This window comes from Streptomyces ochraceiscleroticus, from assembly GCF_000720485.1.
Classification (GTDB): domain Bacteria; phylum Actinomycetota; class Actinomycetes; order Streptomycetales; family Streptomycetaceae; genus Streptomyces; species Streptomyces ochraceiscleroticus.
Genome location: NZ_JOAX01000028.1, coordinates 114,957 through 140,239 on the forward strand (window position 1 = coordinate 114,957; position 25,283 = coordinate 140,239).

Sequence of the window (25,283 nt, forward strand, 5' to 3'; positions counted from 1 at the left end):
GATGGGCCTGCGGCAAGCTCTCGAAGGCAGCACGCCCGCAGCCGCGACGGCACCGGCAGACCAGGAGACGACACCGGGACCGGCCCCGGCTGTGCCCCGGGCGGCTGCGGGCAAAGCCGCGGCAGAACGGCGAGGGACGGCCGGGGGCGGCATGGCAGCCGCCACGCTGGGCGAGCTGGCCCGCAGTTACCTTCAGCAGCGGAAGCAACGTGTTCGGCCAGGGAGGTCACGGCAGCTCTCGCGCAGACGCACCCGGAGCGCCGGGCCAAGGTGGAGACGGTGCGCATGGCGTTGCAGAAGCTTGTGGAGAGGGGGGAGGTCCGGCGCGGCAAGGAGGGCCTATCGGTGTTCTACTCGCTGGCCGGTGACGATGACCGGGCGTCCGCCGCCACCCGCAGCAACGTTGGTTCCCCGGCCGCGGAGTGAGATCGGGCGGCGGCCGGGCGCGCGGGGTGCTCGTTGCCGAAAGGGGCGGTGGTGCGGTCGCGCCGGCCTGCCGCGGTGGCGTTCATCCGCCGGTGAGCGGCCAGTTCAGTCGGCTGTTGGCCAGGGACCAGCCCTGGGGTGAGTGCGATTGCGGCACGGAGGAGGTGATGCGTCGCAGGGCCGGGTCCCACTCGATGCCCAGGTGCTCCAGGGCGTTTATTTCTTCCAGTGTCAGGGAGGAGATGCGGGCGCTCAACCGGGTGATCCATGTGCCCAGGTGGACGCGTTCGCCGCGGAATTTCTCTATGTGCTGGGCAGGCACACGCAGGTGGCCGTGGTGCTTGCGGTAGTGCCGGGCGGCGCGCAGGCCGCGGCAGAAGGCCGTGTCCCACCGATGGTGGTGCTCTTGGAGCAGGAGGGCGAGGGGATGTGACAGCGGCAGGTCGGCCAGCAGTTGCTGCTGCCCCGGCAGCAGGGCGAGATAGCAGTCGACCTGGCGATCGATCCACCGGATGGCCGGGTCGCAGTCGTCGCCGGGGAAATCAACGGGGATGTCCAGCCGGTCGGCACGGGCAGCGGCGTGGGCCAGGGCGTACATGCGCTGCCACTCGGTGGGCCAGGGTGGGTTCCAGTGGGGGGTGATCTCGCTTAAGGCGCGGCTGAGTGCGGTGGGTTCGCGGCCGTGCCTGTTCCGGGTGCGCTCGGTGCACAGCCACTCGCCCACGGGGGAGCCCTCCAGGGTCTCCTCACGGGCGGGGGTGAGGTGGCCGTTGCGGGCGAAGTAGGCGCGGGCGACGTCGAGCTGGTGCTCGGTGCTGTCGCCCGTGTGCCGCCAGATGACGCCGAGCTTGTTCATGGCGGTCAGGCGGGCGGGGGCCAGGTTGCCGGCGGTCTTCAGGTCGCATTGGTAGGCCAGCCAGCGGCCCAGGGGGAAGCCCTCGGGGTCGATGTAGTCCGCGGGGATGTCGAGGTCGCCGTGGGTGTCGAGGTAGCGCACGGCGGAGGACATGCCGCACATCCAGGTGCCGAGGTCGGGCTCCAGGGCGCGCAGCTGGAGCAGCGGGGCGATCTCGTCGGCGCGTTCGGGGCCGGGGGCCGGGGGCATGGGGCCTTCCAGGCCCCTGCCGTGGCGGGTGGACCAGGGGGAGAGGGGGTGCTGGTCGTAGGTGCGCAGGCCGGTGAGGATTTTCCACAGCAGGTAGAAGTCGGAGTCCTTCACGCTCTCCTCGGCGGACTTCCTGGGGGCGAGGTAGACGGGCATGATCACGGTGACGATCTTGCCGCTTCCGGGGGGCTGGCGCAGGCCGCGGCCGACGGCCTGGACGACTTCGACGGTGCTGTACTTGGGTTCGATGAACGCGAGGCCGTCGATGCCGGGTAGGTCGAAGCCTTCGCTGATGACGCGGACGTTGGTCAGCACGCGGCGCTCGATGGGCTCGGAGGCGTCGGGGCGACGCCCGAAGTGGGCCAGGATGGCGGCGCGTTGGTGCCGGCCCTGGCCGGAGTAGACGGCCTGGGCCCACAGGGTGTCGGGGTCGAAGTCGGGCAGCACTGCGGCGGTGGCGTTAAGGGTCTCGGCGAACATGCGAGCGGTGTTGATGTGGTTGAAGAAGCACAGCACCTGGCGCAGGTCGTAGCGGGCCATGGTGCGCAGCAGGGCGATCTGTGCGGCGGCCACGCGCGGTCCGTCGTACTCGGGGGTGGTGTGGGGGTGGGTGGTCAGGGCCGTGCGCAGTTCCTCGTCGCCGATTTCGGGGAACACCAGGCGGAAGTCGGCGAGTATTCCCTCGGCGATCGCGTCGGTCAGGGTCAGGGTGAAGACGGTGGGGCCGAAAATGTCGATGTCGTTCATCGACGCCAGGGGGGCGGTGGGGGCTTCGGGGTTTGGCGGGTCTTCTGGTTCGTCACCGGTGCGGGGGGTGGCGGTGAGGTAGATGCGGCGGTGGGCGGGGACTTTGGTGTCGTCGTGGATGGCGGCCCAGTCCTTGGTGAGGGCGCCGGCGGTGTGGTGGGCCTCGTCGGCAATGGCCAGGTCCCAGGCGGGCAGTCGGTGGTCGCGGTGGGCCTTGATGATCACTTGTAGTGACTGATAGGTGGCGAAGACCGTGACGGGGCCGTGGGCGCGGGCGATCTGGTCGGCGAGCACGGGTGCTTTGGTGGTCATCGGCATGTGGCCCAGCAGCGGGCTGCTGCGGTCGCGGTGGCAGCACACGCCCAGGAACTGGCCGGCGCGGCCGGTCTCGCGCCAGGCGTCGGCGGTCTGGGTGATCAGCTCCAGGTAGGGCACCAGCACCAGGACGCGTCCTTGGGGGGCGAGGTTGTCGGCGCACTGCTGGGCGATGAGGGTCTTGCCGGAGGCGGAGGCGGAGACCGCGGTGGCGCGGGGCATGTAGCGCAGGGTGCGGGTGAGGGCGTCGATGGCCCGGCGCTGGTGCGGCCAGGGCTTCTTGGCCGGGGGCTTGACCATTACGCTCACCTGACACGCTCCCGGTGGCTCGTACGCGGGGCCGGCGTCGGGTGCGCCGTGTCCCAGCCTGGTGACGGCCGTGGGCCGTGCGCCACTGCCACTACGCCTTTCACCCTTTCGGGTGACGGGCCCTTGACGGCGGCGGGCCGTAGGCGAAGGAGGGTGGGAGAGGGGCGTGGAGGAGGCGGCGATGGCGCGGCGGACCGGCGCGGCCCGGCAGGTGGCCGCTGAGGTGGAGGGGTTGGGGCTGCAGGCCCGCCCGGTGCTCGGGGAGTCCACCGGCTCGTTCGTGCACCGGCTGGCGGCGTTCGACGGGTGGGAGGTTGGCGAGCTGCTGGCCAAGTTGGGCGCGGGGACGGGGGTTGTGGCGCCGCGCGAGGCGGAGCTGTACCTCAATGAGGCGGCCGTGGACCGGCTGGCCGTGCTGACGGACCGGCCGGTGGAGGTCCTGCGCCGGGTGCTGCCGAGTGTCAATGTGCCGCTGGCGCGCGTGGGGGCGCCGGAGTTGCTGCGGGCGGACGGAGTACCGCGCTGGGCATGGCCCTGGCGGCCCCAGGGGTTCCGGGTGCGGGCCTGCGGTCTGTGCCTGGCCCGGCACAACATCGGGGAGGAGGTGTGGCTGGCCGCCCCGGATCCCTGGCAGGTGTGCGTACGCCATCGGCGCTGGCTGGACAGCACCCACTTCCCCCAGCGGCCCTTCCTGTCGCTGGCCGGGCTGCCGGAGGTGCTCACCGCCGAGAAGCGCCGCTGGCGGCGGGAGCGGCGCTGGGGATTGCTGGCGCGGGTGCTGCTGGCCGATGCACTGCAGGTGGGCGTGTACTGGTGGACGAAGCGGGCGGGGGGCGTGCCCGCGTGGGAGTGGCGTGCGCAGCTGGTGGGGTTGCGGGCCAATGATGTGCGGGTGGCGCCGCTGGTGCTGCTGCCTGAGGCGCAGGCGTTGGCCGATCACATGCTGGTCTGGGAGCGGTGGCGGATGGGCGGGGGTGCGGAGGCGGTCGATGGCCAGTGGTGGCTGGAGGGGGCCGAGGAACTGGCTGGGGCCTGGCGGCTGCGGTGTCCGGCATGGCGGGCTCCGCTGTTGCGGTGGCTGGGCGAGCACTACCCCCTGCCCGTCGGGGCGGGGTCTTGCGGGGTGGGGGGTGGGCCGGGTGCCGCGGCGGTGCGGCGGCAGGCGCTGCGGGAGCCGCACCGCGGGGCGGTGGCCTTGCAGCCGCTGCAGGAGCTGTCGTGTCTGCCCTGGCGGCTGGGGTGTTCGGTGCGCGCGCTGCGCTGCGGTTAGGGCGCGGGTGGGGAAGCGTGTCACCGGTAGGGCCCGGTCACAAGGCCGGTGTCGCCCGATGGGGCGACGGGCGCGCGCAGGGGTGGACTTTTTGGCTGGCGGGGTGAGGCTGGCGGTAGGTGTCGCGGGCGCGAGGGACGCGTACGGGAGCCCCTCACGTGGTCTGCGGCGGCGTGTGCCGCCGTCCTGCTGCCCGCGCAACTCCCGGAAGGGGGCCGGGCATGGCGTTGCCGGTGACCGTGGGCTTCCGTGACCTCGATGAGGTCGAGCAGCATCTGCCCGTCGAGCAGATGCGGGAGGTGCCGCTGGAGGAGGTGAAGGCGCGGGCGCTGCCGGAGCGGCACCCGCGGCGGCGCGCCATTCCCACCCGCTGGGCGGCGGCCACCACCGGGGAGTTGGTCGAGTGCGTCTCGCTGGGGCGGCTGGATGTGGCCCTGGTGCTGGACTTCGACCCGCACGTCGTGTGGTTCACCGGCAGTGCGCTGGAGCTGACCTGGCGGCAATCTGGGCGGCGGCGCGTGCTGGTCCCGGACTTCCTCGCCCGCGCCGACGGCGGGGAGTACCTGGTGGTGGCGCTGCCGCCGGCCGGCTGCAGCGCCGCCCTGTGGGAGCACAAGCACGCCGTGCTGGAGGAGGCCGCTGCCGCCGCGGGCTGGCGGGTGCACTCCCCTACGGTTCCCACGGGCTTGGCCCTGCTCAATCTGCGCTGGATCGCCCGGTGGCGCAAGCCACGCTGGTTCTACGATCCGGCCGTCGACGCCGCGCTGCGGGCCGCCTGCCGCCGCCCCCGCCCGCTGCGCGAGGCGATCCTCGCCGGCGGCCTGCTGGACACCCTCGCCCTGCAGCCCGCCTACCACCTGGTGTGGCGTCAGCGGCTGCTCATCGACTGGAGTGTGCAGGTGGGCCCGGACATGACCGTCACCGCCGCCCCGGAGCAGCCATGAGCACCGCCGCCGCCCGGCCGCAGGAGGCGTGCCCCCACCGCGGGGTGCTCGCCCTGGGAGACCTGATCACCTGGCAGAACAGGCGCTGGACGGTCACCGCCCTGAGCGGGGCGAGCCTACGGCTGAGCCCCGAGAGCGGAGGAGGCTGCCCGGTTCTGGTGCTGATGGACGCGCTGGTGAAGGACGGCTTCACCCCGCTGCCCGACCGGGACGCGCTGCCCGCCGCCACGGTGCCGCCGCTGGATCTGCTGGAGGCGGTCGCCCCGGAGGTCGCGAAGAAGGCACACGACTGGGAGCGGCACATCATCGAGGTCCACACCGGCCGGCTGCCCGAGACCCCCGAGTACGCCCCGCCGCGCGCGGCCTACGACCCCGCCCGCCACACCCTGGTGGAGCGCTACCAGGCCAAGGCGGCGGAGCTGAGCGCGGCGTGGGGGCGGCCGGTGTCGGCCAAGACCGTGGAGCGCCACCGGCTGCGCTGGAAGCGCCGCGGGGTGTGGGGTCTGGTCGATCAGCGCCGCATCCGGATCGGGGCCCGCTACGGGCGGGTGGACGTGCGGGTGGTGAAGGTCCTGTCCGAGCTGCTGGCGCCCCGGCGGCTGCCGCCCGCCGCGGACGGCACCGTGCTGCGCCGCCGGCTCACCGCGGAACTGGTCCGCCGCTACAAGCGGGAGGCCCGGGAGCTGAATCCCTCCCGGCCGACGTTCTACCGGCTGCTGGCCAAGATGGGCGTCAGGCTTGTGCCGCTGCGGGCGCCGCGGGGCTCCCCGCTGGACGCGGCCGGGCGGCCCCGGCCGCCCTACACCCGCACCGTCGCCCTGGCCCCGGGCGCGGTGGTGCAGATCGACGCCAGCGGCCTGGACATCACCGTGCTGGGGGATGACGGCCGGCCCACCGCGGCGGAGTTCTTGGTGATGGTGGACGTGGCCACCCGCTCCATCCTGGCCGCCCTCATCCGGCCCAAGACCCCCGGCCGCCGCCGCAGCACCAAGGGCCGCAAGCCCGGCCGCCGCGGCAGGCGCAACGCCCGGTCGAAGGGCCGGGCGGTCAAGGCGGTGGACGCCACCTTGCTACTGGCCCAGGCCCTGGAGCCCAAGCCGGTGCGCGCGCACTGGCCCGCCCGGGCCCGCCTGGAGCACTCCGACCTGCCCCACGCCACGCTCCTTGCGGCCGATCCGCAGCTGGCCGGCACCGCCGCCCGCCCGCTGATCATGCCGAGTCTGATCGTGGCGGACAACGCCCTGGTCTTCAGCGCCAATGCCTTCACCGCCGCCTGCTCCTATCTGGGCATCAGCCCGCGCCCGGCCCGCAAGGGCACGGCCACGGACAAGGGCCTGGTCGAACGCAGCATCAAGTCGATGAAGACGCTGTTCTGCCAGCACGTGCACGGCCACACCGTCCGCGAGCCCGACGGCCGCCTGCGGCGGGGCGGCGACGGACAGCCGCTGTGGACCCTGCCGGAGATCAACGACCTGCTGCAGCAGTGGATCGCGGTGGGCTGGCAGCAGCGCCCGCACGACGAGCTGCGCGACCCCCTCTTCCCCGCCCACCCGCCGCTGACCCCCAACCAGATGTACGCCGGCTTCGTGCCCAGCGAGGGCTACCTGCCGATCCAGCTGAGCGACGTCGACCGGCTGAACCTGCTTCCCTGCCAGTGGCGCACCGTCACCCACCAGGGCATCGAGCTGAACAACCGGCACTACGAGGCCGAAGAGCTGAGGGAGTACCGCGGGGTTCCCTCCCCGCTGCGCGGCCAGCACCGCGGCAAGTGGCCGGTGCACCACAATCCCTACCGTCCCGAGCGCGTCTGGCTGCGCGACCCGTATCTAGAGAAGGACGACCCCCGCGCCTGGGTGCCGGCCGACTTCATCTTCCGCGACCGCATCCACGGCGACTGGACGGAGTACCAGTGGGACCAAGCCCGGGCGGAGCTGCGCGAGGAGACAGGGGGCAGCGCGCAGGAGGAGGAGAGCGCCCGCCGCACCAATGAGATCCTCAACCGCGCCGAGCAGGGGCCGCTGACCGCCCAGCCCGAATACCCCGCAGGGCTCGCCCCCGCGCCACGCCTGCCGGGGCCGGAGCCGGTCGATCCGTATAAGGGGCAGCCGCCGGTGGACCCGGCCGAGGTGCGGGCGCTGCCGGTCACCGCCGCGGCCGGGGAGGACCTGTTCGCCGGCCCGCTCACCGCGCCGCCGTCGTCGCCCCCCGCGGCCGGCAGCGACGGCGGCGAGGAGGCGGAGTGGGCTGCGGCCGTGCAGCCCCTGCCCACCGCTGGGGACGCCGCCGAGGTGTTCTTCCCCACCCTCACCTCCCGCACCACTGCCTAGCCCGCCGCAGTGGCTGCGGTGCCGCGCACGCCGCCGTTGCCGGATTTCCCCATCCACCCCACCGGGCACCGGGAGAAAGCATCCGCCTCACAGTCAAGGGGGTGCGCGATGAAGGAACAGGCACCCGACCCTGACCTTGCCGACTCTGCGGCCGAGCGGCCCGAACTGCCCCGGCCGTCCTGGCTGACCGCCAAGGACGGCTGGCGCTACGAGGTGACCCACCCACCCGCACCCCCCGACCTCGCCACCTGCCCGCCGATGGGCACGCGCCTGTCCCCCAGCGACCCCCGGCTGCGCTACCACGCGACCATGGCCACCGTGGAGACCCCGGCCATCCTGCTCACCCAGGCCCGGCTGCGGCAACTGATGTGGACCGGCGGGCCCCGCACCGAAGGCCGCCTGGGCATGGCCATCGACGGCCTGTCGGGGACGGGAAAGAGCCGCACAATGTTCTACGCGGCGCAGGCCATGGAACGCGGCATCAACACCGTCCTGCCCAAGGACACCAACCGCATCCCCGTCGTCGCCATCAACGTGCCCCCGATCGGCACCGGCGGCACCCGCCCCTGGGCCCAGGCCATCTCCTCCTTCATCGGCGACCCGCCCGGCAACCCCGCCCACCTGACCCGCACCGTGTGCACCCAACTGCGCCGCGCCCAGACCAAGGTGCTCCTCATCGACGGCGTGGAGAGCCTTGCCCTCGGCGGCGACGCCGAGCAGGCGTTTGACTTCCTGCGCTACATCCGCAACGAGACCGGGGTGTTCATCGTCTACTGCGGCGAGGGTTCCGCCCGGCTTCTGGACGCCGCCGTCCGCGGCCTCCAACCCTCCACCGCCGGCGGTGTGCGCCACCCGCCCGCCAGTTACGCCCCCGTGGTCCGCACCCGTCCCTTCCCGCGCCCGGCGCGCTCCCCGAAGGACCTCTGGCGCACCATCGTCAAAACCTATGACGGCAACCTCCGCCTCTTCCAGCATCAGCCCGACGATCTGACCCGCCTGGCCGAGGAACTGTGGGAACGCACCCGGGGCTACCTAGGTGCCCTGTCCTACCTGGTCTGCAGCGCCGCCCAGGAGGCCATCTACCTGAGGGAGGAACGCATCACCCTGGAGCTGCTGGACCGGATGTGGATCGGCCGCCCCGAACCCGACACCACCACGCCACTGGTGGTTGCGGACAGCGCCGGGGGCGCGCCGGAGGACGAAGACGCACAGGCCGGCGGAGGAGAACGTTCGCCGGAGGATCGAAGTGGCGAGTGAACACACGACACTGGTCCGCTAGGTGCTCGGTCCGGACACGGATCTTCGTGTGAGGCACGCCGGCCAGCTGCGCCCCGGGCGGCGTGCACCGATGGCCCCCGCGACCCGGGAATGGGGCAGGAAACCCGGCAGCTCACCGCGGCGTGTCGGCCACTATGACAGCATCAATTGGCTGATTTTCTGCCGTAACTCCTGTAACAGGAATATAAGATACTCCCCTTTCTCCCGGTTGTTCCGGCAGTGCCGATGCCTGACGGTCGTCGCGGGAGGGCAGTGCGAGATGAACCGCCAGGAGTGTCATGCAGCTCAGCCGTGTCCGGGTGCGCAACTACCGCAACTTCAAGGACCTGACGATCGACCCGTTTCCTTCTCCCGCCGTCATCGTCGGGGAGAACGGAATCGGCAAGAGCAACCTCCTGCAAGCGCTGCGCCTGATCCTCGACCCGGATCTGCTGGACCGGCACCGCGTCCTTGGCGCCGATGACATCCATGACCACGGCCCCACTCTGGCCGAGGGCGTCGAGGTCAGCGTGGAGATCGATCTATCGGGCTTCGACGAGGACCTGGACGCGCGCAGCGTGCTGGACGGTGCCGTCGTCAGCCTCGATCCGCTCACCGCCCGCCTGACCTATCTCTTCCGGCCTCGCAAGCGCGCGCTGGAGGCGGCCGGCGCCGACGATGCGGACGCCGTGCCCGCGTCCGGCGACCAGCCGGATGAGGGCACGCAGGCTGGGGCACGCGCCCTGACCGCGGCGGACTACGAGTGGACCATCTTCGGAAGCACCGACCCCGGCAACAGCATGCGGGACGTCAAGCGCTATGCCGCCTTCTCCGTACTGCCCGCACTACGGGACACCGAAAAGGACCTCGCCCGGTCCGACCGCAGCCCGCTGACCCGGCTTCTGCGGGAGCTGCCGCCGACCCAGGACAACCTCGACGCCACGCTCAAGGCCATGAAGCAGGCCCGCGCCCGACTCGCGCACGACACCAATGTCCAGCACCTGACCGACGCGCTCGCCCGCCGCATCACCGCACTCGCCGGCCCCCGCCTGGGCATCACCCCGTCGCTGGACTTCGCCGGCCGTGAGGAGGACCTGCTGCGCAGCGTGCAGCTGTACATCGACGCGGCCCGCACCCGCAGCGTCGACCGTTCCTCCACCGGCATGGCGAACGTGCTCTACCTCGCGCTGCTGCTGGAACGCCTCGAGCTGCGGCGCCGGACGCCGGAAGGCGAGGACACCCTGCTGGCGGTGGAAGAGCCCGAGGCCCACCTGCACCCCACCTTGCAGCGACACCTGTTCTTCCACCTGCTGCGCCATCTGGACCGGTTGATGCTCACCACGCACAGCCCGCACATCGCCGCGGTCACCCCGTTGACCAGCCTGGTGCTGATGTATGAGGAGGACGGGGCCGTGCAGGCCCGGGCCGTTCCACCGGCGCTGCTGGAGGAGCGGGAACGCAAGGACCTGGAGCGCTACCTCAATGTCAGCCGGGCAGAGATCCTTTTCGCCCGGGGGATCATCCTGGTCGAGGGCATCGCCGAGGCGTATCTGGTGCCGGCGCTGGCCAAGGCTGCCGGGCTCGAGCTGGACGCCCACGGCATCGTGGTGGCCAGTGTCGAGGGCACCGCGTTCGGCCCCTACGCACGGCTGCTCGGTCCGGAAGGGCTGAACAGATTGTTCTGGATCCTCACCGATGGCGACCAGACCGACCTGGACCTGCAGCGCTTCCCTCACCTGCGCGAGGGCGGCCTGACCAGAGCCGCCGACGTGCTGGACGTGCTTGCGCCCCACCCGGCCACGGCGTTCCGTCGCACGCTGGAGAGCATGCGCGGGCTGCCGCTGCCGGAGGACGGCAGTCCGCGAGCGGGGCGGCCGTCGTTGGTGAGCACTGCTGCCCAGCATCGCGTCTTCGTCGGGGAGCACACCCTCGAAGTCGATCTCGCCCCGCTACTCCGGGGCGAGATGCAGAGCGCCTTCGATGAGCTCGTCCCCGGCGCGGTGGCCCGGAGCAACTTCGCCGACGCGGTGAAGGGTGCGCTCGGGACCACTACGGCCGATCAGCGCTTGGCCGTGCTCTCCCGCATCGAGAAGGAGGAGGTCAGCAAGGGCAGGTATGCGCAACGCCTGGCCGCCCACGTCGAAGCCGTCGAGGATCTGCCCGCGCGGATCCGCCGCCTGGCGGGGAGCCCGTCCGATGCGCCCCTGTCAGAGAGCGATCTGCTGCAACTGGGCCGCTGCGGAGCGCTGCTCGCCCTCATCAACCAGCTGTGCCAGCTCTGTCTGGACCGTCCGTTGGTCGCCAAGCTGGAACCTGACGGCCCACAGTCGGCCGACGCACCCGTCGGGGCCTAACCGCTGCCGCCTGCCCACCTCCTGGGGAACTGTGATGCACCCGCTCCATCCTGCCGCTGAGGTCCGACTGCCCCCCGCGCTGGCCACGGAATTCGCCGACCTCGCTCCCGAACAGCGCAACGCGGCCTGGCACCAGGGCAACCTGGTGCTGCGGGCCGGGCCGGGCGCGGGCAAGACCCGCACCCTGGTCGCCCGCGTCGGCTACCTGCTGGCCACCACCTCCCGTCACCGGTCGGTGGCCGCCATCACCTTCACCGACACCGCCGCAGCCGAGATCAGCACGCGGCTGCGGCGCCTGGGCATGCCCGGCGGCCGGCGCGTGGTCAGCAGCACCATTCACAGCTTCTGCCTGCGGTACATCCTGCGCCCCTATGCCCGCTTCACCGACGTCGCCTTCCCCGAGCAGGTGACGGTCAGCGACGACAAACAGCTGCGCGACTGGTGGGGCCAGGCCGCCCTCGCCTCCCGTCTGGGCCAGCTCACCGACAGCGAGGTCACCGCCCTGAACAAGCAGCGCCGCCAGCTGGCCGCCGGACAGGACCCGAGCTCCTTCGACCCGCGCTACCGGGAGACGATCGCCCGTTTCCAGGCGCTCCTCGACACCCACCAGGCCCTCGACTACGACGCCATGACCGAACGGGCGCTGGCAGTCCTGCGCGCCAGCGCCGACGTCCGGCGCATGCTGGCCGCCCGCTTTCCCCACCTAGTCGTCGACGAATACCAGGACCTGGGCCCGGTTCTGCACGCCATCGTCCTGACCTTGCTGGATGCCGGGGTGCAGGTGACGGCAGTCGGTGATCCCGACCAGACGATGTACGGGTTCCTCGGCGCCGACACCCGCCTGCTGGAGGAACTCGAAGACCGCACCGACTTCACCACGCGCATGCTGAGCGTGAACTTCCGCAGCGGTACCCGTCTGATCGAAGCCGGCCTCCGCGTACTGGGCACCCCTCGCGACTACCGAGCGGCCCCGGAGAAGGAAGACCTGGGGCGCATCACCACCGAAACGATCGCCGACGGTCTCGACCTCGACGCGCACGCCGCCCGTGCCGTGGCGATCGCTCAAGATCGCATCAGCCACGGCACCCGCCCCGAAGAGATCGCCGTGCTCTACCCCGGCAAGGGGCCATTGCTTAAACACCTCAAAGCCGCACTCGAACAGGCGGGCCTGCCGTACGACGCCGAGAAGGCCCGCAAGATCCCCACCGCGCCCATGGCGGACTTCATCTCCGACTGCACCGGTCGCCGCCTTTCCGGACCGCTGCCGGGCACCTCGGCCAACCTGGCCGGGGCCACGGAGGCGAAGACCCTCATGACCCTGGCCGCCGCATGGCACCGGCGGCGCATCGACGCCGGACTCGCCATCGAGGAGGACACCCCGCGCCGCCTGGCCCGTCAGCTCGCCGCCCTGTTGGACACCGCACCCCGGCCCGCCCCCAACGAACCGGTCGGCACCTTCCTTGACGACCTGTGCACAGCCCTAGACCTGGAAGACCTTGCACAAGCCAGCTCGGACGAACGGGACCACACCGCCATCGACACATGCCGCACCGTCTGCACCGGCGGACTGACCATGGCCGAACTCGCCGGAGGACGCGCGCCCGGGCGTATTACGCTCACCACCTACCACAGCGCGAAGGGCCGCGAATTCGACGTCGTCACCCTCCCCGGCTTGATCAACAAGCACGTGCCCTACTGGGGCCGGTACGGGATCAGCGAGGCGGAGCTACGCATCGCCCGACGCAACTTCTATGTCGCCCTCACCCGAGCCCGCGAGGAAGTGGTGCTGCTCAGCGGAAGCTTCTTCACCGATACCTGGGGCACCCCCCGCTACACCGGTCCTTCGATGTTCGTGACCGACGTCCTCGGCCCCGACGGGAGCGCCTAGAGCCCGTCTGCGCCAGGAGCGCTGCCCCGTTCGGGCGCGCACGGCTATCCGCACGATGCCGCAGAGGCACCACGGCGGCTGTCCGGGCTAAAGCGGGCTGCGGGAGCTTTCGAGCTTGGTGCCAGCAGCCGAGCAGCGGCCAGCGGTGACAGACGGGGTCCCTCCCAAGGCACGCACCGAGGCGATCCGTGGCCTAGCCGACGACGAGCAGGTGGCCGCCGAAGCCGCAACGCGGCTACTGCACCGGCCCGACGCCGCCTTCAAGACGATGAGCGATGATTATCCGGACTACGGCTTGACGGTGTGAGTTCTGGAAGGCAGTTGCGTAGCCTCAGGTGAGTTGTCGGCTTCATATGGCTACCGGGTGGAGCGGCAGATTCTCATTCGCTGTCCGGGTTCCCTAGCGGAGCATCGCAAGAGCGGTATAGGCGACTGCCGAGACGCCAACGACGGCCAGAGCGATCCGCTCCTGCCTCGGACAATACATCCATGAGCGATGCGTTCGTGGGTTGAACATGTCGTAGTGGCCTGCGAGTGCGAATGGATATCCCGCAAGCAAGAGGACAGAAAGGCCAAACGCCTTAACTGGGACGGTTGCGCTGCCGACGCTAAGAACGGGGGCAATGAAAACCCCGAGCATCGTTACGGCGATCGATAGCAAGTTGAGGATGTCTGCGGGAGGCAGCCATGTGATGTCACCCTTGCCGCTAACATCGATCTCTCTATTGATCCGTAAAGCGAATCCGGTGACCTGGAAGCCGGAGACCACTCCGGCTGCGGTCCATAATGCTCCAAGATCAGGATCCATCTCACACTACCTCGGCTGCCAACGTGACGCGGAAAGTAAGCATCGCAGTACAAGAGGCTGCGGAACAGGCCGAGGAGCATTTCGGAAACGCGGGAATGAGTCGCTAAGCGGCATGCAGCGTAAATGATCTCTGCGCTGGGGCCGCCCAACGACGTCACTGTAGCCTTTTGATCACCGGCCCTCATGCCCCCCCCGGGCCGGCCCCTTTCCGCTGCGTCATGCGCCCGCACGTGACCTCCCCGCCGGCGGGGCTCCGAGGGGCGGAACGGGCCGCTTGTGTTGAACATGACTGATCTCCCGCCCCAGCTAAACTGTTGCGGCGTGCGGCGACGCCTACCAGTTCCGGCACTGGAAACTTCAGGAGTATCTCGCGCGTACTCCGGATTCCTCTTCGCGACCGCGGAACCGGCATGGCAGCGGGATGGTGCGTAGGCGAGCGGAAGGGTTCGTGCACAAGGTCGTCGTTCGTCTCACGTGGCTTCTCTGTCTCACGGGCAAGAGCCACGGCCGTTGAGAAAGGGGCAGGGACGGGCGAACGGCATGCCTGCAGAAGGTGTAAGGCCTCGTGACTCACATCCGGGAGCAGCTCCATGACCTGCAGGTTCACGCGTTGTCTCACACCGTGCCCGGCCGCCGAGTCTCACGAACGTGTCCGAATGTTCGCACCCGCACCCCACTCCAAGCCGCTGCGAACCCAACGACGGCTCGACCGCAAACTGGGGTGTGCGACTGGACCGCTGTGTAGACGGGACAGCTAGGACGAGTCTCATCCTCGTGCTGTATCCATCGTGTCAAGAGCACGTCGTCTGTCGCCTTTCGGCATGCCCGCGTCGTTTGGGGCATGCCGGAATTGTGATCACTGGCGACGGAAGAGTGCCTGGGCGGTTCTGGAGACGATGCCCGGTGACAGCCCTTGCCGGATGCCCAGCAGATACCCCACGGGGGATGCCCCCCGCAGCTCAGCTGTCCGCAGGCGGCTTTCCCACACCGAGCCGAGCAGGCAGAACGCCAGAGCCCCTGTAGCGGCCACTGCTGGCGGAGCATCGAGCAGCGTCGCGCCCGCTACAAGCGCGGCAGGCGGAGCCAATTCCTTCAAGCTCAGCACGGCTCGGACAGGTTCCAGCTTTGCGCGACGCACGGCCCTCTCCAGCTCCCGCAGTCTCGGCTCGACCTGTCCCTCGACAAGAACCTCAAGCTTGGCTGCACGTACCCGATCATCCTCGGTCGCCGCCGCATCTGCGAGATACTCGGACAGCGAATTGACGAACTCCCGGAACGTCAGGAGTTCGCCCAGCAACTCTTCTCGAACCTTGAGTAAGCGTTTCAGTGGCAGTCGTTCAATGCCGGCTGGAACAATCGTCTGCAGCACGGTCAGAGCAAACGCCTCCGTGACACTGCCCGCATCAGGCGCATGGAGCCCATCGCCGCCCTCCTCAAGGAGCACCTTTGCCAGCACCTGAACCGTCCAGCCATTCAGTACGGCATGCTCCTCTGAACGATCAGTGATCGTCTGCATGCCGTTACGCCGGGCCAGCTCATCGGCTAGCGCGCACTGGTACACGGAAGCCACTTTAGGGTGAATTCCGAGCCACGGGTAATGATTGACATCGTTGGTCGCAACCGCGAGGCCGGCACTAAGAAGTTGCTCTGTTAACCCACCCCCGAGGCGAGAGAAATGCAACCACCCCAGGTGGCTGAGTTCATCAGGTACGGACATGTGGGGTGGATACTCGCCGTTGCCCATCTCGAGATCCACTACGACTCGCCCATGAGCCAGAATCTCGTCCGGTAACCTGTACCGGTCCATGAACTCTGCGTAGCGCTCTCTGAGTAGCTGAGTGAAGAAGACCTTGATATCCGTGCCGTCCGGAGGCTCTAGATCCAGAAGCAAGCCCTGATCAACGAGCTCCGCGATGCCCCGGGTATTACGGGGACGAAATCCCCGGGGCACGATGCGGCCGATCTTTGACCAATACAGCAGAGCAAGTCGCAGCCAGGACTCGTCCCGAATCTCCGGATGTGGGTAGTACAATCCGATCTCAGTCATTCGCCGCCCTCCCTAGGCTTAGGGTCCCACTGGAGGCGACTGCACGACCCTTTCCTCTCAACAAGACGGGCACGGGTTTTGGGATCGCTCTCGATGTTGGAGTGGCGGTGGGTAAGTGCCGGATGCCGTCATCCGAAACGGCACCTACGCCGAACATCGAGTCTCACTATCGCTTCATATGGTGACTGATAAGCAGTCGCAGCTGAGATTGTGAAGCCGGACTTGAGATCCCACAGGAGGCTAGGCGGCGAAGCCGACGTTGGTGACGTACTCGTACTGTCCCCACTGGGAGCCGAGGTCGACGATCTGCTGGATCCAGGCGTCGTCCAGGGCACGGTCGTCGGCCGCCGCCCAGGCGTCGACGATCCGGTCCCAGCGGCGGACGTTGAGGGTGCGGAACTCCACGACCCGCTGGTAGGGGCGGTCGACGCCGGACTGGTTGAGCGGGTGGATCTCCACGCGGGTCCCGCGGCCTGAGCGGTTGAGGCGGGCCAGGAGATAGCGGGCGACGTTGTGGCGGCGGACCGTGCGGTAGGCGTCCTCGATCCGGCCCAGATTGCGGCGTGAGGGGCGGCGCGCGCCGCCGAGCCAGGCCTTCAGGGTGCGGTCGGTGACGGTCAGGCCCGCCGCGCGCGCGGCGGCGCGGGCGTGAGGGGTGCGGGTGAGGTAGCGCAGCCGGGCGTGCAGGCCGCGGGGGGCGGTGACGGGGGTGGTGACGTAATCGACCAGGGCGTCCAGTTGCCGTGCCACGGCCAGGTGGCCCTTGATGCCGGCGGCACCGTACTTGCCGAACTCGATGGTGCGCTGGGGCATGCGCGCAGGGCCTCCTTTCAGTCGCTGGCGTCGCCGGCGGCGGCCGGGTCGGCGGAAGCCTGGCCGAGGGAGTAGACGTCCTTGACCTTAACCTCGGTCACCGCGCGGCCCTCGGTGAAGACACGGCGCCAGTCGCCGATGACGTGGAGTTCGTCGGTGCCCTGGACGCTGACCACCTCCAGTCCGGCCTCGTGCGCCTTGTGGGCCTTCAGCCAGAGGTTGGCGAAGGCCTGGGAGCGGATCAGGTGCATCCAGTCGGGGCGGTACAGCTCGCGGTTGTAGTTGGACTCCCCCATGGTGGAGACGAACTTGGCGTACATGGCCTTCACGTACTCCAGCGTGACCTCGTCCTCCTCGGCGAGGGCCTGGTCACGGGCTTCCTTGAGGGTGAGGCGGAACTTCTCCAGCAGGTTCTCGGTCGCGCCGGAGGTGAAGGACTCGATGATCTGCGGCCGGTCGCACAGCTGGTACTTGGGGCCGGACAGGCGCAGCAGCAGGCGCAGGGTCGGTTCGGTCACCCACAGCGGGCCCGGCTCCTCGCGGCTGCCCAGCGGGTTGGGCAGCACGTCCTCGTGCTCCCACACCGGCGGGGTGATCAGGTGGACGCCGGCGCGGCGACGGTCGTGGACGTCGCCGGTGGAGTGCTCCAACTGCCCGATCGGCAGATGGGTCTTGAGGGCGGAGAGATAGGCGCCGTTGATGTCGAGGTTGGTGACCTGGTGGAGTCCGGCGGGCAGGGCGGGGCGGGCCCACTTGGGGCGGGCCTCCCAGATCTGGTCGGAGCCGCGTGCGGAGGGCTTGCGCAAAATGTCGGGGAGCCAGGGGTGGGCCACGACGTCGTAGCGGCCGCCCTTGCGGGCGACGTCCAGCAGGTGCATCGCGTCCGGGATGGCGCGTTTGATCAGTGCCGCGGTGGCCGCCTCGGTGTCCCCGCCGTGCTGGGACAGGGCGGTGGCGACGGCGTCGCCGATCAGGTCGGGCTCCGGTCCGGCCTGCACCTGGCGGCCGGGGCGGAGCCGGACCTGCCCGCGCTCGGCCTCGGGGGCGCGGGCGGGTTCCGGGGCCCGCGCTGAGGCGGCTGCTGCGGCGGTGCACGCGGCGGGGTCGAGGTGCTGGGGGAACCCGGCGACCTGGTGGCGGGCCGGCTGTCCACACAGCACGCACGGCCGCGCGGCGTGCAGGATCTCCACCTCCGCGTCGTCCGGGCCGGGTTCGGGCCCGGACGACGCGGAGGCAGCGGGCTGGTCGTCCTCGGCCTGGGGGCTGCCCGGTGAGGTGGCCTCCAGGGTCGCCAGCTTCTCCCGGGCGGAGTTCAGGAAGTAGGCGTACTTGTCACGGACCTCGCCGCTGGGGTCGCGGCCGTTTTCCCAGCCCCCCACCGTGGAGGGGCCCACCCCCAGCGCGCGGGCCACCTGCGCCCGGGACAGGCCGAGCGCTTCCCGCAGCTGGCGTCGCCGGTCGGCCGGGGGCAGTTCGGCTTCCTGGCGGGCGCCTGCCACCAGCGCGTCGATCGCGTCGTAGCGGACCATCACCGCGCCCCTCCCGGGCGTTCGCCCGCCACCACGGCCGGGCCGTTTCGTTCTTCCGCCAGGGCCTCGCAGGCCCGGGTGGGCCCGGCGAGGAAGTCCAGCACACCGATGCGCCAGTGCCGGGCAAGAGCCTCACAGTCGCCAAGGCTCCACGCGGCCGCGCCGGACTGACGCCGGCTTACCTGGCCTTGCGTCACCCCCAGCACCCCGGCCACCTGGGCCTGCGACTCCCCCGTGGCGTGCATCAAGGCCGCCACGGTAACCCGTACCTGCTCCGCCAACGGCATCCCCATGCGGAAAACCCTACCCCACTCATGCAGTGAACGCATAGCTGATGTGTTTTCCTCATACCTGCCTCGCGAACAGCGACACCGCGCGGCCGGTACGTTGGGGCCACACGACGCCCCAGGAGGCCCCTGGGCCCTCCGGAGGAAGAGGCCGTCGTCGAACGGATCAAAAGGCAGCAGGCGGAGCTTGCCGGTCTGGACCGCCGGCGCGCCTACGCTCTCAGCAGCCCGGTTCACGTCAGCCATCAGGGACGTGACCGTCGCGACTCCACTGACCATCTCGTTCGGACGTCCGGGCGACGCTCAGCGCAGATCATGCCGCCGAGTTCGACACCATGACGAAACATCGCCCCACTCACCCCAACCACAACACACGCCCCATCGGGTCGGGTCCCGCTCCATACCCTGCTCATAGACGTTCTCAGTGAACTTGCGGAATTCTCAATGAAGTTGAGGGACGGCTGCTCACAGCTCTGACAATTTACGGTCATGGCTTAGCGACAAGTAGTCATCGCAGGTCAACACAGCGGCAGAGCAAGCAGCTTCGAAGTGAGGGATCGCTGGCCAGCGGCTCGACCTCCCGCATCAGGCCGGAGACGCGACACCCATCCTGGGGTTGTCCGAGGATGCGCTGCGCGGCCGGCGCCTGGGACTGCTCCAGGCCGCACTGCTGGAGCACGCGGCGCAGCTGAATCTGCACACCACCATGGTGTTCCACCAGCGGGTGGAGGAGGCCCGCGCGTTCGCTGAGCAGATGCCGGCGACGGCCGCCGAACTGTACGCGGCTGAGGCCTCCGCGGCCGCCCTTGCTCACGCAGAGGAGCTCCCCGCCTCCTCCCTCGACGCGGAGCTGTATGAGCTGGAGGAGAGCCGCCACGTGCCCCCGGACCGGGTATGGGCCGACTGGCTGTGTGGGGACCATCCCATCGCCCACCGGCGTGAGGTCATCCGCCAGTTCGCAGACGGTGTCAACGCCCACAACCGGCGGGTGCACCGGGCGTTCCTCGCCTCGGTACGGGCCCTGGGTGTCGGGGTCGACATCACCGGGCTGCGCGGGGTGGAGGCGGTGTGCATCGTCGGCTCCCGCAGCTCCCAGGTCGACGTCGTCCAGAACATCGGCCGCGCCCTGCGGCCCAACCCGGACGGCACCGTGAAGACCGCGCGGATCATCATCCCCATCTTCCTCGCCCCCGGTGAGGACCCCAAGGACATGGTTGCCTCCGCCAGCTACCAGCCCCTGGTCGACATCCTCCAAGCGCTGCGCTCGCACTCCGAGCGCATGGTCGAGCAGCTCGCCTCCCGCGCCCTGACCCGCAGCGCGGAACGCCGGCGCCTCCACGTCCGTCCCCAGCAGGCTCCGGCGGGATCGGAGGGTGGCGGCCAGGAGGAGGTGGGCGATGAGGCGCAGCGGGAGGTGGACCGTGTCACCTCGCTGGTGGTGAACTTCGCCCGCCCTCGGGACGCGGCCGACGTCGCGGCGCTGACCCGCTGCCGCGTCATCCGGCCCCAGTCCCTGGTGTGGCTGGAGGGCTACCAGGCCCTGATCCGCTGGCGCGCCGAGCGCGGCATCACCGGTCTGTATGCGGTGCCCTACGACACCGAGACCACCGCGGGCGCGACGGTGAGCTTTCCCCTGGGCCGCTGGGTGCACCAGCAGCGCAAAGCGCTCCGCGCCGGCGAACTCGACCCCCACCGCAAAGAGCTGCTCGACGAAGCCGGAATGGTGTGGGAACCGGGTGACGAGACGTGGGAGAACAAGCTCGCGGCGTTGCGGTCCTACCGGCGGGCCACCGGACACCTCGCCCCACGCCAGGACACCCTCTGGGACGAGGATGAGGCGATGATGCCCATCGGGCAGCACCTGGCCAACCTCCGTCGCAAGGGCGGCCTCGGGAAAGACCCCGAGCGGGCCGCGGAGCGAGCGAGGCAGCTGGCGGAGGTCGACTCCGACTGGAACTGCCCCTGGCCCCTGGATTGGCAACGCCACTACCGCGTCCTCGCCAACCTCGCCGCCGACGAGCCCGACGGCCACCTGCCCGACATCCCACCCGGCGTCACCTTCGACGGTGACGACCTCGGGCGCTGGCTCGTGCGGATGCGAGAGCCGGGTACCTGGGCGCAGCTGTCTACCGAACAGCAGGAGCGGCTGACCACGCTGGGCGTGCAACCTGACCAGGCGCCGTCTCCCGCCCCGTCCGCTGCGCGTGCGACGAAGGGGCCCAGCAAGGCCCAGCAGGCCTTCCAGCGTGGCCTGGCAGCCCTCGCGCAGTGGGTCGAGCGGGAAGGTGCGCACCGGCCGGTACCAAGGGGCCACGCCGAAAAGGTCGTGGTTGAGGGCGAGGCCGATCCGGTGGTCGTGAAGCTGGGCGTATGGGTCTCCAACACCAAGTCCAGGCGGGACAAGCTCGCCCCCGAGCAGCTCGACGCGCTACGGAAACTCGGCGTGGAGTGGGCATGACCGCCGTGGATGGTATGTCGTTCAGCGGGCCGTGTTCTCGGCGCGGATCATTCGGCGCAGGCTGGTGCGGGCAGCAATCAGGTCTTCTTCGAGGGCGGTGATGCGGGCGCGGAACGTGGCGTTCTCCGAGGCGGCTTCCTCCAGCCGGCGGGTGAAGTCCTGGTTCAGGGCGTTCAGCTGGTCTGCTCTGGTTGCTGTGTCGGGGGCGTGGATGGCATCGAGTTGCTGGCCGAGTTGGTGGCGCAGGGCTGCCTGGAGCCGGTCGCGTTCGTCGCGGAGTTCTTTGATTTCTTGCCGGGCGATTTCGAGTTCGGTGCGCAGGCTGAGTTGGGAGGGCGGGCTTGCCGTGGCAGATGGCGGAGTGCTGTGGGCTTGGCGTAGTTGGGCTGCCTCGATGTGCTCGCGTACACCGGAGGCATAGGTGAGCCAGGTGGAAACTCGGGCGGCGCGGGCGACTGCGGCGAAGGTGAGCGGCTTTCCCTGTTTCTCGAGTGTGGCGAGGACGGTGAGGACACGGGCTCGTTTGTCGAGGCTGTGGCGACGTCTGGCTTCGGCGAGGGGGGCGGGGTTGCCGCGGGGATTCATCGCGGTTCTTTCGGTCGGGCAGTGGTGAGGGGTAGGAGCGTGTGGTTGTCACCTGCTCGTGCTTTGCGCAGCACGGTGCTGGCTTCTTCGATCTGGGCGCGTTCGGAGGCGGGGAGGGATGCCAGGTGTGTGTTCATGCGGTCGATGACGCGCTGGTAGGCAGTGATTTGCGCGGTGAGGGCGGTGGTGACGAACTCGGTTGCGCCTATGGCGAGTGCGGTTTCGCGGTCTGCTCGTAGTTCGTTGATGTGGTGCTCGATGGCGGGCAGGTAGGAGGGGTCGGGGCGGTAGAAGCCGCAGCCGGCGCATTGGAAGCGGATGGGGCAGGCCTGGCCGCCGGCTTTGACGTTTGACGGCTCGGTGCAACCGCCGTAGGGAACGGCGACGGAGCGCATCTCGTAGGCCGTGATCGAGCTGGGGCTGGGGTGGCCGTGCTGGTCGAGGACGTGTGCGCTGAGTTTGGCCACGGCTTCGCTCTTCCGTTTGAGGGAGACGGTGTAGTAGCGCTGGGTCATGGCGATGGATTTGTGGTCCATCAGCTCGCGCAGCACGTCGACGGGGCTGCCGGCGTCTGCGTGGCGCTGGGCGTAGGAGTGGCGGAAAGCGTAGGGGTAGATCAGGGACCGGTCGAGGAGCAGGCGTTCTCCTTTGGAGTCGGTGCCCTCGGCGTGGAGCGGGGGCAGGGCGTCTGCCCAGAGCCTGAGGGCGTCGCTGAGGTAGGTGCTGGAGATGTAGGGGGCGTCGCTCAGGGCGGTGAGAGAGGGAAAGAGGTATCGGTCTCCCTTGGCGGGAAGGTGCAGCTGGTCGCGGCAGGCTTGCCAGGTTCGGATGGCGTCGGCGGTGGAGGTTGTGATCGGCAGACGTCTGCGGTGGCGTTTCCTCTTGTGGTTGTCCCAGATCAGGGTGGGCTGGCCGTTGTGGGTCTCCAGGCAGTCACGGGCCAGGGAGACGATCTCGAGCGGGCGGCGCCCGGTGTCGCGCAGGACGATGTACATCGTGCGGTACAGCAGGTGCCGGGCGTCTGGGACGATGTCGCGGCAGCCGTAGGTGTTTCCGGTGCCCAGGGTGTCGAGGTGGGCGTCCAGTTGCCGGATGACGGATTCGGGGATGGCCTTGCCGATGAAGTCCTCGTTGGGTTCTTCCACGGAGATGACGTGCTCGACGGGTACGCGGGTGAAGGTGCCGGCCAGGTCGTCGAGGGTGCCGCAGCGGCGGCCGTAGGCGATGAGCTGGAAGAACATCCCCAGCAGGCTGCGTCGGAAGGAGGAAGAGTAGGGGGTGCCGTCTCGTTTGCGTGCGCCGCGGAAAGCGTCGACGGCCAAGGTGGCATCGGCGAACGTCAGGGCGGCGGGATCGTCGCCAGCGTCGGCGCGCTGGGCGAGTGCCGTGGAAGCGATGGTCGTTGCGTGGAAAGTGCGCTTGAAGTCTTCCGTGGTTGGTCGGGCGGTGGTCACCCAATGACGCAGCGCCTGGCGCAGCCAGGGCTGGCGGACTGTGCGGAGATCGACGCGGCCGGGCAGATGCCGGCGCTTGCCAGATGCGCTGTGGCGCAGCCCGAGGACGCGCAGATCGATGACGTCCTGGTCGATGAGGGTGATCCCGGAGAACTCGCTGTATCCGGCGCGGGCGGCGGACTGCAGGTTCTCCAATGTACGGACGGCAGCCTGGTGCGGCTTGGTGAGCCGGGCCGCATTGGTGGCGTCCAGAAGGGTGTCGGCGGTGGTGAGGTGGCTGATCACGCCGCGGATCCAGTGAGGTTCCAGGGCCCGTACCCACTGGTCCATCTGCTGCACGGCGTACAGCGCTTCCCAGCGCAGCAGCTGGGGCAATGGGGCGAGGTGGAACTGGTGCGCCAGCAGATACAGGGGCTGGTGCGGTGCCCACTGGGCGGCAGGCATGGGGTTGGTGCTGGAGCGGCATTCCGCTCTCCAGGCGCGCCAGTGGAAGTTGCACAGTCCACTGGAGTTCATCGCCCAGCCGGAGCAGTGGGTCACCATGCAGTCCGGGTTTTCGGTGAACGGTGTTGCCCGGCTGCGAAGCCACCGCTCGATCGTGCCTCTGGACTGGTGGTACTTCCATGATCCGTGGTGGGCGGCGCACATGCCTCGCGATACCTGAGGGCGTACGCACCGCACGCCGTCCCTGGTGAGCGTGCACGGCCCGACGACCGCCAGAGGCAGGGATCTGGAACGGGCGGGGGTGAACGTGGCGGCGAACTCTTCCCGCGGCAGGCCGCTCTTTCTGCGTTGGTCCGAGCAGTAGGTACAGAACGTCTCTTGAGCGCGCACGATCATGTCGCAGCGGCGGGTGCGGCACCGGGAGGACGAGGTGCGCGGGTTGTCGAGGTCTCCTGTGAACAGCCATCTGGCGCTGTCCCACTCCCCTGGCCGCCACGCGGGATCGATGTGGGCACGCAGCCACGTCTCCCACGACTTCTTCGTGGCCTTCGTCGGTGCGGAAAGTGTGGCGGCAGGCGCACCAGCCGTGCTCACCGGTCCTCCCGCCATGCCTGGGCCCGGTCGACAGCCGCCCGGGTCTCGGACTCATCGACGTGGCGGTAGCGGTCCATGGACAGCGGCGAGGCGTGCCCCAGCAGCTTTTGCACTACGTCCCGGTCCACTCCCTCACGCAGCCAGTGGGTGGCCGCGGAGTGGCGCAGCATGTGCGGGCGAGTCGGGTGCCCGGCGCGGCGGGCCAGACGGTCGAAGACGCTCTTGGCATTCGGGTAGGTCATGGCTCGCCCCAGCGGGGGTCGGAAGAGGTTCACGAACACCATGCCTGTCTCGGCCGCCTGGGCCACCGGGGTCCGTTCGTGCTGGTAGTCGGTGTAGAAGGCGACGATATCGGGGGTGACGGGGAGGCAGCGGGAGTGTCTGGACTTGGCCAGGGCCCGGTTCGGGTTGTCGGTGCGCCGCCGCACATGAAGGTGCGGGCCCTCCACCGGGCAGCCCAGCGAGCGTGACGAGGCCAGGAAGTGCAGATCCTCCTGGCGCAAGCCCAGGGCCTCCCCGATCCGCAGGCCGGTCGCGGCGAGCAGCGCGATGAGAAAACGGTCCCGTGCCCGGGGCGTATCCGCGATCATGCAGCGGATCTGCTCCGGGGACAGGGCCTCGTAGCCGGGCTCGCTGACCTGGAAACGAAAAGCCGATACCTGGACCTGGCGCCACTGGCCGCGCTCGCCCGCGTCGTAACCGGCCGGCAAGAACCGCAGGAACTTCGGCTCCGACAGCAAGCCGGCCGTCTGGGCCGGGACCCAGCCGTGGAGCGCGCCGAAGCGCAGGAAGTCCGTGACCGCCGTCATCACCGCGTTCGCCGTGCCCTGCGAGCGGTAGCGGGGTGCAGCCGTGGTCGGGGAGCGGCGGCTGCGGGTGGGCAGCGGCGTGGTGACCAGCCACTGCTGCAGCCCGGACAGCGCCATGAAACTCGGACGCGACCACTCGATACGGCGCTGGGTGCAGTAGTTCAGATAGAGGGCGAGACGGCCTGCGTAGCCCCGTTCCGTGTTCGGTGAGCGGCCCTTGCTGCGCAACCCCGCCAAGAACGCACACGCCTCTACATGCAGGTCGTAGGTGCGCGCGTCGGCCACCACCCACCGCTCCACACCGGTCACCGGGGAGATCGAACGCTCAGCTACATAGCTTTGCTCCACCCACCAAACAGACCAAACCCCGCCGAGGGCCGGTGCCCGTTCCGGGCAGCTGCCACACGACCAGGTGAGGAACTCGCCAAACACACCACACCAACCACCCCACCTCTAGATAACGTCCGTCCTGTAGTCGACGCCCTGACGCTGGCCGGGCTCCAGCGCCGAGGA

17 protein-coding genes and 1 pseudogene are annotated in these 25,283 nt (G+C 69.7%); 9 read left to right on the top strand and 9 right to left on the bottom strand.

Annotation, left to right across the window (positions count from 1 at the left end; translation table 11 throughout):
• Positions 1–285 precede the first annotated feature (285 nt).
• Positions 286–426 (top strand): hypothetical protein, encoded by a 141-nt coding sequence (locus IG84_RS41330; protein WP_157848977.1) that lies wholly within the window; start codon positions 286–288, stop codon positions 424–426.
• An 82-nt stretch (positions 427–508) separates the two neighbouring features.
• Here IG84_RS41330 and IG84_RS0130130 read toward each other — a convergent pair whose 3' ends face one another.
• Positions 509–2,893, bottom strand: a complete 2,385-nt coding sequence (locus IG84_RS0130130; protein ID WP_051862620.1) for a DEAD/DEAH box helicase — start codon at positions 2,891–2,893, stop codon at positions 509–511.
• A gap of 190 nt (positions 2,894–3,083) precedes the next feature.
• Between IG84_RS0130130 and IG84_RS38345 the strand changes: the two genes are divergently transcribed.
• From IG84_RS38345 to IG84_RS41335, 7 genes are all read left to right on the top strand, one after another.
• A complete protein-coding gene (locus IG84_RS38345; protein ID WP_157848979.1) occupies positions 3,084–4,172 on the top strand; it encodes a TniQ family protein in 1,089 nt (362 codons plus the stop codon).
• A 221-nt stretch (positions 4,173–4,393) separates the two neighbouring features.
• Positions 4,394–5,116 carry a TnsA-like heteromeric transposase endonuclease subunit gene (locus IG84_RS0130140; protein WP_031063932.1) on the top strand — a complete coding sequence of 241 codons (723 nt, stop codon included), beginning with the start codon at positions 4,394–4,396 and terminating at the stop codon, positions 5,114–5,116.
• Positions 5,113–7,443 carry a Mu transposase C-terminal domain-containing protein gene (locus tag IG84_RS0130145; protein ID WP_051862624.1) on the top strand — a complete coding sequence of 777 codons (2,331 nt, stop codon included), beginning with the start codon at positions 5,113–5,115 and terminating at the stop codon, positions 7,441–7,443. Before IG84_RS0130140 ends, IG84_RS0130145 begins: the two co-directional genes overlap by 4 nt.
• Before the next feature lie 108 nt (positions 7,444–7,551).
• Positions 7,552–8,700, top strand: coding sequence for an ATP-binding protein (locus IG84_RS0130150; RefSeq protein ID WP_031063936.1), 1,149 nt, complete (start codon positions 7,552–7,554; stop codon positions 8,698–8,700).
• 299 nt (positions 8,701–8,999) lie between these two features.
• Positions 9,000–11,054, top strand: coding sequence for an ATP-dependent nuclease (locus tag IG84_RS0130155; RefSeq protein WP_031063937.1), 2,055 nt, complete (start codon positions 9,000–9,002; stop codon positions 11,052–11,054).
• Positions 11,055–11,088: 34 nt separating this feature from the next.
• Positions 11,089–12,942, top strand: a complete 1,854-nt coding sequence (locus IG84_RS0130160) for a UvrD-helicase domain-containing protein (RefSeq protein ID WP_031063939.1) — start codon at positions 11,089–11,091, stop codon at positions 12,940–12,942.
• Between the two features lie 118 nt (positions 12,943–13,060).
• The gene (locus tag IG84_RS41335) at positions 13,061–13,249 is read left to right on the top strand and encodes a DUF6192 family protein (protein ID WP_157848980.1); all 189 of its coding nucleotides are present in this window, start codon (positions 13,061–13,063) and stop codon (positions 13,247–13,249) included.
• Between the two features lie 93 nt (positions 13,250–13,342).
• Here the strand turns inward: IG84_RS41335 and IG84_RS41340 are convergent, their stop codons facing one another.
• The 5 genes from IG84_RS41340 to IG84_RS0130185 form a co-directional block, all read right to left on the bottom strand.
• Positions 13,343–13,750 carry a hypothetical protein gene (locus tag IG84_RS41340; RefSeq protein WP_157848981.1) on the bottom strand — a complete coding sequence of 136 codons (408 nt, stop codon included), beginning with the start codon at positions 13,748–13,750 and terminating at the stop codon, positions 13,343–13,345.
• An 856-nt stretch (positions 13,751–14,606) separates the two neighbouring features.
• On the bottom strand, positions 14,607–15,797 hold the full coding sequence (locus tag IG84_RS0130170; protein WP_031063942.1) for a DUF6236 family protein: 1,191 nt from the start codon (positions 15,795–15,797) through the stop codon (positions 14,607–14,609).
• Positions 15,798–16,037: 240 nt separating this feature from the next.
• Positions 16,038–16,610 carry a hypothetical protein gene (locus tag IG84_RS0130175; protein WP_031063945.1) on the bottom strand — a complete coding sequence of 191 codons (573 nt, stop codon included), beginning with the start codon at positions 16,608–16,610 and terminating at the stop codon, positions 16,038–16,040.
• A gap of 17 nt (positions 16,611–16,627) precedes the next feature.
• Positions 16,628–18,139, bottom strand: a complete 1,512-nt coding sequence (locus IG84_RS0130180) for a helix-turn-helix domain-containing protein (RefSeq protein WP_031063948.1) — start codon at positions 18,137–18,139, stop codon at positions 16,628–16,630.
• On the bottom strand, positions 18,139–18,432 hold the full coding sequence (locus IG84_RS0130185; RefSeq protein WP_031063950.1) for an acyltransferase: 294 nt from the start codon (positions 18,430–18,432) through the stop codon (positions 18,139–18,141). Before IG84_RS0130185 ends, IG84_RS0130180 begins: the two co-directional genes overlap by 1 nt.
• Before the next feature lie 595 nt (positions 18,433–19,027).
• Here IG84_RS0130185 and IG84_RS38350 point away from each other — a divergent pair.
• Positions 19,028–20,884: pseudogene (locus IG84_RS38350) on the top strand (helicase associated domain-containing protein); the annotation flags it as partial.
• 21 nt (positions 20,885–20,905) lie between these two features.
• Here the strand turns inward: IG84_RS38350 and IG84_RS0130195 are convergent.
• Genes IG84_RS0130195 through IG84_RS0130205 form a run of 3 tightly spaced genes read right to left on the bottom strand, consistent with a single transcriptional unit; the run spans position 20,906 to position 25,079 of the window.
• Positions 20,906–21,469, bottom strand: coding sequence for a hypothetical protein (locus IG84_RS0130195; RefSeq protein WP_031063952.1), 564 nt, complete (start codon positions 21,467–21,469; stop codon positions 20,906–20,908).
• The gene (locus tag IG84_RS0130200) at positions 21,466–23,961 is read right to left on the bottom strand and encodes a tyrosine-type recombinase/integrase (RefSeq protein ID WP_245659651.1); all 2,496 of its coding nucleotides are present in this window, start codon (positions 23,959–23,961) and stop codon (positions 21,466–21,468) included. Before IG84_RS0130200 ends, IG84_RS0130195 begins: the two co-directional genes overlap by 4 nt.
• Positions 23,958–25,079 carry a tyrosine-type recombinase/integrase gene (locus tag IG84_RS0130205; RefSeq protein WP_245659652.1) on the bottom strand — a complete coding sequence of 374 codons (1,122 nt, stop codon included), beginning with the start codon at positions 25,077–25,079 and terminating at the stop codon, positions 23,958–23,960. The genes IG84_RS0130200 and IG84_RS0130205 overlap by 4 nt, the downstream gene beginning before the upstream one ends.
• Positions 25,080–25,283 lie beyond the last annotated feature (204 nt).